Source organism: Arthrobacter bambusae, assembly GCF_030812595.1.
In the GTDB taxonomy this organism is placed as follows: domain Bacteria; phylum Actinomycetota; class Actinomycetes; order Actinomycetales; family Micrococcaceae; genus Arthrobacter; species Arthrobacter bambusae_B.
This window is the reverse complement of record NZ_JAUSSZ010000003.1, coordinates 251004-263048: the sequence shown is the minus strand read 5'-3', so window position 1 is coordinate 263048 and position 12045 is coordinate 251004. Positions and strand designations below refer to the sequence as shown.

At 63.4% G+C, this 12045-nt stretch carries 11 protein-coding genes; 6 read left to right on the top strand and 5 right to left on the bottom strand.

The annotated features are described in order from the left end of the window. Positions 1-9 precede the first annotated feature (9 nt). Complete coding sequence (gene murJ / locus J2S96_RS06575; RefSeq protein ID WP_306861099.1) at positions 10-2091, bottom strand: murein biosynthesis integral membrane protein MurJ; 2082 nt, start codon at positions 2089-2091, stop codon at positions 10-12. Between the two features lie 70 nt (positions 2092-2161). After that, the gene (locus J2S96_RS06570; RefSeq protein ID WP_306861305.1) at positions 2162-2662 is read right to left on the bottom strand and encodes an NUDIX hydrolase; all 501 of its coding nucleotides are present in this window, start codon (positions 2660-2662) and stop codon (positions 2162-2164) included. Between the two features lie 216 nt (positions 2663-2878). On the opposite strand from J2S96_RS06570, the gene J2S96_RS06565 reads away from it, so the two are divergent. The 5 genes from J2S96_RS06565 (at position 2879) to J2S96_RS06545 (ending at position 8840) form a co-directional block, all read left to right on the top strand. Continuing rightward, entirely contained in the window at positions 2879-4375 is a 1497-nt protein-coding gene (locus tag J2S96_RS06565; RefSeq protein WP_306861097.1) for a CCA tRNA nucleotidyltransferase, read from the top strand. Positions 4376-4417: 42 nt separating this feature from the next. Further along, positions 4418-4960, top strand: coding sequence for a histidine phosphatase family protein (locus J2S96_RS06560; RefSeq protein ID WP_078107119.1), 543 nt, complete (start codon positions 4418-4420; stop codon positions 4958-4960). 551 nt (positions 4961-5511) lie between these two features. Continuing rightward, entirely contained in the window at positions 5512-5700 is a 189-nt protein-coding gene (locus J2S96_RS06555) for a hypothetical protein (protein WP_306861095.1), read from the top strand. A 130-nt stretch (positions 5701-5830) separates the two neighbouring features. Then, entirely contained in the window at positions 5831-7402 is a 1572-nt protein-coding gene (locus J2S96_RS06550) for a glycosyltransferase family 87 protein (RefSeq protein WP_306861094.1), read from the top strand. Continuing rightward, complete coding sequence (locus J2S96_RS06545) at positions 7395-8840, top strand: phytoene desaturase family protein (protein WP_306861092.1); 1446 nt, start codon at positions 7395-7397, stop codon at positions 8838-8840. The genes J2S96_RS06550 and J2S96_RS06545 overlap by 8 nt, the downstream gene beginning before the upstream one ends. 136 nt (positions 8841-8976) lie before the next feature. On the opposite strand, the gene J2S96_RS06540 is transcribed toward J2S96_RS06545, so the two are convergent. Continuing rightward, entirely contained in the window at positions 8977-9582 is a 606-nt protein-coding gene (locus J2S96_RS06540; protein ID WP_306861090.1) for an NAD(P)-dependent oxidoreductase, read from the bottom strand. A gap of 82 nt (positions 9583-9664) precedes the next feature. Between J2S96_RS06540 and J2S96_RS06535 the strand changes: the two genes are divergently transcribed. After that, positions 9665-10057 carry a winged helix-turn-helix transcriptional regulator gene (locus J2S96_RS06535; protein WP_306861088.1) on the top strand — a complete coding sequence of 131 codons (393 nt, stop codon included), beginning with the start codon at positions 9665-9667 and terminating at the stop codon, positions 10055-10057. Between the two features lie 29 nt (positions 10058-10086). Here the strand turns inward: J2S96_RS06535 and J2S96_RS06530 are convergent, their stop codons facing one another. Next, on the bottom strand, positions 10087-10779 hold the full coding sequence (locus J2S96_RS06530) for an ABC transporter ATP-binding protein (RefSeq protein ID WP_306861086.1): 693 nt from the start codon (positions 10777-10779) through the stop codon (positions 10087-10089). Positions 10780-10822: 43 nt separating this feature from the next. Further along, positions 10823-11914 (bottom strand): ABC transporter permease, encoded by a 1092-nt coding sequence (locus J2S96_RS06525; RefSeq protein ID WP_306861084.1) that lies wholly within the window; start codon positions 11912-11914, stop codon positions 10823-10825. Between the last annotated feature and the right edge of the window lie 131 nt (positions 11915-12045).

Genomic DNA, 12045 nt, shown 5'->3' with positions numbered 1-12045 from the left:
GAGGATGCGTCACCTTTTGCGGCGGGGCCCACCACGGAAATAGGGATTATTTCCCAGCGTTCCCTGATAGGTGCGGCGCCCGGGCAGCGGAATGCCTGGGCGGCCTGCGCCTCCTTGTGCGGTGCTGGGAAGGTCTTCGTCGGGCAAATAGGACTTCTCGACATCGGACCAGGCGTCCACTTTGCCGTTCCCGTCCGCCATGCCCGGATCGGCAAGGTGGTGAGGATCCTGACCGTGATTTCCCACGTCCCTGGAAGGCACGGTTTGCACAGCGGGACCAGCGCGGAAGGATGCGGCGTCGAACTCGCCCGAAATGCGCGGAATGAGCCCGGTGTCGTCGGACACTGTGGCGCGTCCCGGCGTCGGGTGCTGCTCTTCGTTGGCCGACGATGCTTTCGCGATTGGAACGCCCCGGCCGAGCCGGCCGAGGACCGGCCCGAGCAAATCGCGCAGCTCGCTGACGTGGAGGATGCGCAGCAGGAACAGATACGCAAGCAGCATGACGGGCCCGACGACGACCACCGTCACCAAAGCGGCAGGCCTGCTGCTCCAGGCAAAGCCGTCGGCTTGATAGCTGCCCAGGAGCCACAGGGCTACGGCGCCGGCGATCGCGGAGCCCAATGCGGCGTAGCCCATGCGGATGTACGAGTTTGCGATACGGGGGCCGTCCAAATGGCCGAGGAGGCGTCGCAGGAACCAGACGCTGATGACCACCGAAAGGATGTTGCCGAGCGTATACAGGACGGCGATCGCGAAAATGATCTTGCCCACCGGCAGGAACTGGATGATGAACGCGCCCACAACGTTGACCAGGGCAAGCATGAGCTGGATGTAGAAAGGGGTCCGGGCGTCTTCGTTCGCGTAGAAGACGCGGGACATCATGAAGTTGGCGCTCATGAACGGCGTGCTCAGGGCGAGGATCGTCAGCGTCTGGGCGAGCATGACGCCGTCCTGGGGCTTCCCGCCGGAGAAGAACATGCCCAGCGGCCCGGCGAGGGCGAACAGGGCCAGGGCCCCGAAGACAGTGGCGACGGCCATGGTCCGCAGCCCGTGCGAAAGGGCTTCGCGCAGTTCGGCCTTGTTTCCGGCCTGTGAGGCGTGTGCCATGCGGTTGAAGAGCACCGTGGCGAGCGACAGCGCAATGATCGAGTGGGGCAGCAGGTACAGCTGGCTGGCGACTTCCAATACGGCGTTACCGGGGAGGGTGGCGGCCGCCGGGTCTTGCGCGTGCTCCAGACGGAGCCGTTCGGAGCCGGGAATCGTGGCGATCCTCATCACGTAAAGGAATGCGAGCTGCCCGACGGCGGCAGTCAGGAGCGTCCAGACGCTCAGTTTTGCCGCCTGGCCCAGTCCCACGCCACGCCAGCCGAAGCGGGGCCGGAGCCCGAGCCGGAGGCGGAACACCGGGACAAGGAGGATGGCGGTCTGCGCAAGCACGCCGATGGTGGAGAAGCCCGCGATCAGGAAGGTCTGGAAAGGCCCCCAATTGTCCAAGGTGTGGGGGTTGGTGTTGTTGGCGCCGAGGATCCAGATGAACATGCCCAGTCCGGCGATGGCCACCACGTTGTTCAGGATCGGCGCCCACATCGCGGGGCCGAAGGCTCCGTTCGCGTTGAGGACCTGTGTGAGCAGGGCATACAAGCCGTAGAAGAAGATCTGCGGCAGGCAATAGAACGCGAAGGCTACGGCCAGCGATTTCTGCTGGGGCGAGTAGCCCTGGGTGGTGAGGTCGATAACGATCGGCGCGGCCAACGTGACCAGGGCCGTCAGGGTCAAGAGGACCAGCACGGCCAGGGTCAGGAGCCGGCTGATGTAATCCGCACCGCGGTCCGGACCCTTGCTGGCTTTGATGATCTGCGGGACCAGCACGGCGTTGAAAACGCCACCGGCAACGAGAAGGAAGATCAGGTTCGGCAGGTTGTTCGCATTGATGAATGTGTCGTTGACCGTCGATCCCAGGCCCAGCGCGGCGCCAAGCATCCAGGTTTTGGCAAAGCCGAGGAACCGTGAAACGAGCGTCCCGGCGGCCATGACGGCGCTGGAACGGGTTTCTCCGGATGGGGCTGACTGGGTTGTTTTGGCGGCAGACATTGTCTTTATCGTCCCATGAGCCGGGCGGCCTGTTGCGTCAAAGCGGCGTCAGACAGGAGGAACGGCCGGGTTAGAGGTGTTCGGGCAGGACTTCGCGGGCAAGATCGGCGATGCGCCGCTCATTGGGAAAGGACAACTTTCGGGCCAATTCCCGGAGCGGGACCCAAGCGGCATCGATGGCCTCTTGGTCGGGATCGTTCTCGATGGTCAGGTCCCCGCCCGTGGCGCGCAGGAGGAAATGGTGCACGGTCTTGTGAACGCGGTGCCCGCTCACCGTGAACCAGTAGTCGATGCTGCCGAGGGGAGCGAGGACCTTGCCTTCGATTCCGGTCTCTTCGGCAATCTCGCGGACGGCCGCTTCCTCGTTGTTTTCCCTGCCCTCCGGGTGCCCCTTCGGCAGGCACCACTCGAGCCGGCCACCCCTATTAAGGCGGGCGATGATCGCAACCCTCAGTTCGCCGTCGGACGTGTCTACTACGACGCCGCCGGCGGAGACTTCCTCCACGGTCGGAAGGGCCGCCTGGGCCGGGTGCGGAGCGGGCGCGACGTGGGCACCGATTGCCGACGGCAATGGTGCGTTCGTCCTCCTGCCAGGAGCACTCGGGATCGGGTTGGCCATGAAGTCCACTCTAACGACTCTTGCCCGTTGGTGATGACCGGGACATGGACACACGGTGACGTGCGGATGGCGTTCGGCAGCAATCCCGGTGCATTCGCCACGCAACGTCAGCGCCATGACAAGGATCCGGTGGGATGGCGCGGCGAAATCTGACAAGCTTAAGGAACTATGGCGCAAGTATTGGACAGTTCTTCAGTTAATTTCCAGATGGATCCAGTAGTCCTGGACCTCGGCCAGCGGTTCGTGGACGCTGGATTCGAACTGTCGCTGGTTGGCGGCCCGGTGCGGGACCTCTTCCTGGGCCGTGTCTCGCCAGACCTTGATTTCACCACCGACGCCACTCCGGACCAGACCCTTTCCGTCATCAAGAGGTGGGCCGACAATTTCTGGGAAATCGGCCGCGCCTTTGGAACGATCGGGATGAAGAAGTCCGGCTTCCAGATCGAGATCACGACGTACCGCGCCGAGGCGTACGACGCCGATTCCCGGAAGCCCGCCGTGGCCTTCGGTTCCTCGCTGCTGGAGGACCTCCTGCGCCGCGACTTCACCATCAACGCGATGGCGCTCCGGCTGCCCTCCCTGGAGCTCGTGGATCCGTTCGGCGGGGTCCGCGATCTCCATGCCTCGGTCCTCGCCACGCCCGGCGCACCCGAATCGTCATTCTCCGACGACCCCCTTCGCATGATGCGCGCTGCCCGCTTCGCCGCGCAGCTTGGCGTTTCAGTGCACGACGACGTCCGACTCGCCATGTCCGGGATGGCCGAGCGGATCAAGATCATTTCCGCCGAACGCGTGCGTGATGAGCTCGTCAAGCTCATTAACGGAGCGCACCCACGCGCGGGCATCGACCTTCTCGTGGATACCGGACTGGCGGAATTCGTCCTCCCCGAGGTCTCTGCGCTGCGCCTTGAAGCCGATGAGCACCACCGCCACAAGGACGTCTACCAGCACTCCTTGCAGGTCCTGGAGCAGGCCGCGTCGCTCGAGACGGGTCCGGACGGCCCGGTGCCGGGTCCGGACTTTGTGTTGCGCTTCGCCGCGCTAATGCACGACGTCGGGAAGCCGGCTACGCGCCGTTTCGAACCTGGCGGGGCGGTGAGCTTCCGCCACCACGACATGGTGGGATCCAAGCTGACCGCAAAACGCATGAAGGCGCTGCGCTTCGACAACGACACGGTCAAGGCCGTGGCGCGGCTTGTGGAGCTCCACATGCGTTTCTACGGATACGGAGAGGCGGGCTGGACCGATTCCGCAGTCCGACGCTACGTGACAGACGCCGGGCCCCTGCTGGAGCGCCTGCACCGACTGACGCGATCCGACGTCACCACACGTAACCAACGCAAGGCCGAGCGGCTCTCCTTTGCCTACGATGACCTTGAGCAACGGATTGAAGTCCTGGCCGAACAGGAATCCCTCAATGCCATCCGGCCGGACTTGGACGGAGCGCAGATCATGGCTTTGCTGGGACTCAAACCGGGCCCCGTGGTTGGCCGCGCCTACAAGTTCCTCCTCGAGCAGCGAATGGAACACGGCCCGCTCTCCCAAGAGGAGGCCGAGTCCAAGCTCCTGGCGTGGTGGAGCGGTCAACCCGAGTCCGCCGTCGAACTTTCATCGGAATCAGCCGTCGATGCCAAAGCTGGCACCGCCGAACCAGAGGAGTCCTAAGTGAACCCAGTATCCAAGCTTTCGCGCCCACAGCTCTGGATCATGCGTCACGGGGAGACCGAATGGTCCAAGAGTGGGCAATACACCGGTTTGACGGACCTTCCCTTGACGGTCGAGGGCGAGCAGCAGGCGGTGGAAGCGCGCAAGATACTGGAAGGCATCGACTTCGACCTGGTCCTGACATCACCGCTGCGCCGAGCCCGGCGCACCGCGGAGTTGGCGGGCTTCCCCGACGCCGTCCACGAACCGCTGGCTGTGGAGTGGAACTACGGCGACTACGAAGGCATCAGCTCGGACCTCATCCGCAAGGACAACCCGGACTACCTGATCTGGACCGATGGCGTTCCCAACGGCGAGACGCTCGACTCCGTGGCAGCCCGAGCCGACAAGATCATTGCCCGCGTTCTCGAATCCGGAATGGACAACGTCCTGATTGTCGCCCACGGCCATTTTTCCCGCATCCTCACGGCCCGTTGGCTTGAATTGGACGCCCGTGAAGGACGCCACTTTGTCCTCGGAACAGCCAAAGTCTGCACCTTGGGATGGGACAAACGAACTCCCGCCATTCTTCGCTGGGGACTGTAAGTAGAAATAATTTCTAAATTGTTTGTATTTTGCTGGTCAACAACGCAATTCATGGTGTACCTTTATTTTTGATCCCAGAGCGATCCGCCGGGATTGAGGCGTGCGCTACCCAGTGAGACAGCTGGGATAGTGCCAAAGCAGGCTATGTCGCCACGCAGAAAAGGAGGTTGGGAAAATGATTACTTTGACTAGCGGATGGAAGATGACTGTCGCTGGCACCCCGGCCTTCGGTGTTCGACGCCGTTTTGCGGCCTAATTTCCCCTGATGTACATCCTCCCCTGATTATTCGGGGGAAGTTCGAGGTGCAATCAGGCTCGGAATCGGCCCCGCCATTGAGCGGTATCACGCGATTGACGTGGTGCGCAGTTTCCTCATAGTTCGGAACCAGCTTCTTGTTGGGGACGTCTGCCCCTGGATGCCACACGCCGGAAATTCGTCCCCGGTGCCGTCTAGGTCATTCGAGAAACCCGCTTAATCCAGCCCTCATTGCCAGGCATTCACGCGCCTAATTCCGCTGATTTTTCCATGGGAATCAGCAGGATTAATTGTCATGCCTGAATTCCGGCAATTCTCTTCAACGGCGAAAGGAGGTGAACCCTTGGCCAAGCGCCTCAAAGACCTGATGGTCTTCAACAGCAAACCCGTTGTCAAAGACAAGACCCTCTTCAACGGACAGCTGCTGGACCAGCGCCGGGAAGACGTCTACGTCGTCCTGCACCAAATGGGCATCATCCGCTGAGTGTCTCCACCACTGCAATTCAGGAGGGACTGATGGCACACATCGGACCGTTCGCCTCGGAAGCCCACGCGGCTATGCGTGGGCTTCCGCCTTTTAATGCCGCGGCTTAGGGGGAAGGTAAGCTCGATTCATGCAGGAGACAGAGCCGCACATCCAGCAAAAGCGTGCGCGCTTTGTGGTTCCCAGCCGTAGTGATTCCCTGCTCGGGAACTTCACCGAGTTGATCGGCGGTCCCCTCGGACGACGGTCCTCCCCCGGATCCATTTCGCCGGGATTCTTCACCGTTGAACGGGTCCTGATCATCCTCACGATCGCTGCCGCAATCACCTCGATCCTGATCAAGGGCTACTGCCGTGTCAACGGCTGGCACACCCCCGAACAGTTTTATGCCACCTGCTACTCGGATTTCCCTGAACTTTTCAACAGCCGGGGCCTTGCGGATGGCGTGTTTCCGCTCTTCGACCAGAAGGCCCTCTTCGAATACCCCGTGATCACGGGGCTGATCGCGGGTGTCACCGCATGGCTCGTACCCGGGCACGGTGCCAGCCCGGAACGGACCCTGGGCTACTTCGATGTGAATGCCGCCCTCATTGCGGCCATGTGGATAGTGGTGGTTCTGGCCACCGCACGCATTAACCGGCACCGCCCGTGGGACGCGGCCATGGTGGCCGTGGCGCCCGGGATGGTGCTGGCCGGAGTCATCAATTGGGACATGTGGGCCGTGGCCATGCTTGCGGTGGGGATGTACTTCTTTGCGAAGGAACGTCCCGTCATAGCTGGGCTGTTCATCGGTTTGGGTACGGCCACCAAGCTCTACCCGGCGCTCATACTGGGTGCCCTTTTCCTACTGGCGGTACGTAGCGGCCGGCCGCGGGCCTTCTTTGTGACAACCCTGTCAGCCGCGGGAGCGTGGCTGGCGGTCAACGCCCCGATCGCCGTCGTGAACCCAGCCGGCTGGCGATATTTTTTCGACTTCACCCAGGACCGCCCCGCCGGGTACAGCTCCTTGTGGTTTGCTTACAACCTTGTTGCCGAGCGCCTTCAACTGGTCCAACTTAGCCCCGGAGCCATCAATGCCTTGGCGATGGACATGCTCCTCCTTGCATGCGTTGTGATTGCTGCATTGGCATTGACAGCCCCGCGGCGTCCGCGGCTGGCCCAGCTGACGTTCCTGATCGTGGCGGCCTTCATTCTGAGCAATAAGGTCTATTCGCCCCAATATGTGCTCTGGCTTGTGCCATTGCTGGCTTTGGCCAGGCCCCGTTGGCGCGATTTCCTGCTCTGGCAGGCCGCTGAGGCATTGCATTGGGCTGCCACCTGGATGTATTTAGCCCAGATCAGCAGTGGCGGGGCGGCCCAGAATAACATCGACATGCCGTACTACGTCATGGCTGTGATGCTACATATGGTGGCAACGGCATATTTGATGGTGAGGGTTGCGTGGGACATCTGGGAGCCGCAACTGGATCCGCTTAGGGTCCAGGGTGTGGATGACCCCCACGGTGGCGTGTTCAATGGCGCCAAGGATTGGTTCCGGGTTGACCTTAAGAGACCTGCGGCATCGGTGCTGCCCTGGCGTCGGCGCCCCTTGAAGTCCTTGGAGGAGCGGTCCGGGCTCGGCTTCCAGGACGGTGGCGGGACTTCCGAAACTTCCCACGACTCAGTGTCCTCCTCGCATGGCGAGGCTGAACGCGATGGCTGAGGTCGCCGTCGTCGGCTCCGGGCCGAACGGCTTGGCCGCAGCGGTGGTGATGGCCCGCGCGGGCCTGGCTGTGCGGGTGTACGAGGCTGCCGAGACGTTCGGCGGAGGAACGCGGACGGCTGAACTGTTGGAACCCGGGCATGTCTACGACGTCTGTTCAGCGGTTCATCCGATGGCGCTGGCCTCGCGTTTCTTCCGGAATTTTGAACTTGAGCGCCGCGTGGAGTTGCGCCTGCCGGAGGTCCAGTACGGAACTCCGCTGGACGGCGGGAGGGCCGCCCTCGCGTATCGCTCGCTGGAGCGCACCTCCTTTGAACTTGGGGCCGACGGGGCCGCATTTACCCGCTTGATGGGACCCTTGGTGGAGCAGCTGGGCGGAGTGCTGGACGTGACGCAGAACCATTTGTTGCGGATGCCGGCCAATCCGGTCGCCGCGCTACGGCTCGGCCTGGCAACTCTGGAGCAGGGCTCGCCGTGGTGGAACCAGCGCTTCTCAGGGGATGCGGCTCCCGCACTCTTGACGGGTGCCGCTGCGCACGCTGTGGCGCCGCTTCCCTCGCTCGCTGCCGCGGGGGCCGGACTCCTTTTGGGTGCGCTGGCCCATGCCGGCGGGTGGCCCATGCCGGTGGGGGGTTCCGTGGCCATCGCGGATGCCATGGTCCGGGATATCGAAGACCACGGTGGACTGGTTGAGACCGGCGTGCGGATCGATTCCTTGGAGGAACTGCGTCCTGCGAAGGCGATCCTGCTCGACGTCGCGCCCCCGGCACTGCTGCGCATGGCGGGTACGGCGCTTCCAGGGCGCTACAGGCGATCGCTGGAAACATTCCGTTTCGGGAATGCGGCATGCAAGGTGGATTTCATCCTGTCCAGTCCGGTGCCCTGGGCAGCTCCAGGGCTGGCGAACGCCGGGACAGTACACGTGGGTGGCACGCGGGCCGACCTGGCCGAGGCCGAGAACCTCGTAGCTGCGGGCCGGCATCCCCGGAAGCCGTACGTCCTTGTGGCCCAACCATCCATTGTGGATCCCGGGCGCGCTCCGGCGGGGCGGCACATTCTCTGGTCGTATTGCCACGTGCCCAAAGGATCAACCGTGGACATGGCCGAGGCAGTCATCTCCCGGATCGAGGAATTTGCGCCAGGTTTCCGCGATGTGGTGGTTGCTTGGAAGACGACCACCGCGGCAGGCTTGGCCGACTATAACGCGAACTATTCCGGTGGCGACTTCAGCGCGGGGATCATGGACGTTCGGGGTCTGGTGCAGCGTCCCGTGCTCTCGCCGGTACCGTGGCGGACCCCCTTGCCGGGCGTCTACCTGTGCTCCTCGTCCACTCCCCCAGGGCCCGGAGTGACAGGAATGCCTGGGTACCACGCTGCTAAATATGCCTTAAAGGACATATTCGGACTGCGCGTACCCGAGCTTGGCCTCGGCGCGTAAATCCCCCCGGACGCCCGGTCACCTATGGGCCGAGTTTCCCGGACGCCCGGTCACCTATGGCGGAAAAATCCCGAATGGGCCGCTGTAGGTGACCGGGGGTTGGTGGATGGGCTGCTGTAGGTGAGCCGGGGTTGGGTTAGTTCGCTGCGGTGAAGCGCGCGCGGCGGTGGGCCGGGGTTTCGATCTCGTCGAGCATGGCCACAGCGTAGTCCTGGGTGGAGATGGTGCCGCCCGCCGGGGTGTCGTTGGCCGTGGTGTATTTTCCTGTGCGCTCACCTGGCTGGATGACGGGCGCGGGTGCGAGCACGGTCCAGTCGAGGCTCTCGGGAGCTTCCTTGACGGCGGCGAAGGCTGCGGCCGCAGTGGTTGCTTCGGCCTTGTAGGCCTCGGGGAAGTCCGGCGAATCGAGGAGGCGGACGCCGTCGATCTCCAGTGTGCCTGCACCACCGACGATCAAGAGGCGCGTGCCTTCTGCGTTGCTGTAGGCGGTGTCCATTGCCGCAAGCCATTCACCGTGATCTCCGCCGGTGCGGCTGGGGCCGGTGGCGAGGATGACGGCGTCGTGCTCTTTGGCGATCTTCGCGAAGCTCTGGCCATCAGCTTGATCGGCGGCGAGGGCCTTCGCCCCGGCAACCTCGGAACCCTTGCGGGAGATGGCAGTGACCTCGTGGCCGCGGGTGAGGGATTCGTTGACGATCTGGCTTCCGACCATGCCGGTTGCGCCGTAAACTGCGATTTTCATGGCTCTCCTTGGGTTGCTATCCTTGCAGTACGGAAACAGTATCTAATTGATACTGATAGCTTCAAAGGAACTTAGTTACCTCATGGATACCAGCAGCCTGCCAGCGAATGTGCTTGACCCTGATTGCCCGTCCCGGGTGATCTTCCAGCGCATCGGCGACAAATGGGCCTCGTTGGTGGTGCAGGTGCTCGCGGATGGCCCCATCCGCTTCTCCGAGCTTCGCAAGATGGTCCACGTAGTGACCCCCAAGGTGCTGACCCAGACCCTTCGCACCCTCGAGCGTGACGGCCTTATTACCCGCACTGTCCACGCGCAAGTGCCGCCGCGCGTCGACTACGAACTGACCGAGCTTGGAGCGTCCTTGCTGGAACCCTTGACGCTCTTGCGTCTTTGGGCGGAGGACCATGTCCCCAGCATCCTCAAGGCCCGCGACGCCTACGACGACGCCCAGGACGAGGCTGTCATGGGGGACTGACCCAACGGCTGCGAGTCAGTTGGGCGACCCTACGGTTGCGGGCTGCATGCCACATCGAGGCGTCCGTCCCGCATGGTTGCGACGGAGTCGGTGAGCGGCAGGAACTCGGTGTCGTGCGTGACCATGACGGTCGCCGTCGAGAACTCTTCCGTGACCCGACGCAGTAGCCGGACGATCGATTCACTGCGCTCGTGGTCCAGCGCCGCCGTCGGTTCGTCGACGAGCAGCACCCGGGGCCGGCCCATGAGCGCCCTTGCGATATTCACGCGCTGACGCTGGCCTCCGGAAAGTTGGTGCGGGCGCTTGTTGAGCGAAGGCCCGAGCCCGACGACGTCGAGCAGTTCCGTGGCACGCTTGCGTGCCTTGGCCGCCGGCTTCCCGCGGAGATGATCAGCGAGGATCAGTTGCTCGACGGCGGTCAGTGAAGGCAGGAGATTGGGTTGCTGGAAGATGATGCCCACCTTTTCCCGGCGCAGCGAGGTGAGTCCGGCACCCTTGAGTCCGGTGGCATCGACGCCGTCGATGACGACGAGCCCGGACCCCGGCCGGACCAATGTTGCCGCCACGGCCAGAAGCGAGGACTTCCCGGAGCCGGACGGACCCACGAGGGAGAAAAATTCCCCGGCCTCCACCCGGAGATCCACCGCGTCCAAGGCCCTGAGGGTGGAGTCGCCGTCCGGGTATTCCAGGCTGACCTTGACGAGGTTGAGTACGGGATTCATGAATATGCCTTTCACTGAATATTTTCTGCAGGGACGGACGGGACTAGTTGCCGCCGAGGGCGATAAGCGGATCCACCTTGGTGATGCTTCGTACGGCCAGCGCCGCGCCGCCCAGTCCAAGAAGTACGATGCCGGCAATCGGGACGAGCGTAGTCAGCCCAGTCACGAGGAACGGGGCCGCCTTGGCAGCGAAGAAACCGCCAAGAATGCCAAGGCCGCCGCCCAGTCCCGCCCCGGCAAGCAAGACGATGCCTGCTTGGACGAGCGCGTCCCGCACCACGTAGCCGGACGAGGCACCCATGGCCTTGAGCACCGCGATGTCGCGTGTGCGCTGGACAGTCCAGACGGTCAGGAAAGCGACGATGACAAGCGCAGAGATCCCGTAGAGGAAAGCCTGCATCAGCATCAGGGAGCCGTTTTCGCTTTTGTAGGAACCGAGGGCCTGGAACGAACCACTCGGGGTTGCGCTGACGGTGCCGGCCAACGCATTGGCCGCATCGAGGTCCACGGAAGCTCCGGGGTCGTAGCTCACCGCGAGGACCGTGCCAATCGATTCCCCAGCGGGAAAATGGGCGATCTTCTGCCATGTTGCCCGGGTGGTCCAGACGACTCCGGTGTGCGAGTACCACTGGTCCTGGGTAATGGCGGAGACCGTCAGTGCGGTGCCGCCCACCGACACGCGGCTCCCGGTACTGAGCGACAGTTCCTTCGCGAGGGAATCCCCGACCACCACGTCGCCTTCCGTAACCGCTACCGGCGAAATGCCGCCGTCGGCCCCGAAGACCGCGACGTTGGCGGTGCCTGCCGGATTATTGGCGGAATCGAGCGACTGGAACCGAGTCTGGGCGATACCCAGGGCTTCGGTGGATGCAACACCCGGCCGGTTCCGCCACGCTTCGAGCTGCTGGTTGGAGACTTCCGATTCCGTATAAGAGGCCTTCGCCTCGCCTCCAGCCGGTGCGCCGAAGGCGATTTGCTGCGCCGGAAGGCTCGCGATGGCTGAGGTCGACTGGTTGCCGAGGCCCGCGGTAAGCCCGGAGAGCATAACGAGGAGGAGCGTGATGAGGGCGACGACGCTTCCCATGAGGGCGAAACGGCCCTTGGCGAAGCGGATGTCGCGCACGGCGAGAAACATGGAATTCCTTTGGTTCGGAGGCGATCTTCTGGTCCTGTTTCAACTCTCCGGGCAGGCGGCCCGCCAATCATCGGGCGGTGGATGGACTCCTCCGATCGCCTTGGTTGACCCGCGGATCATCCGTTTGGTTG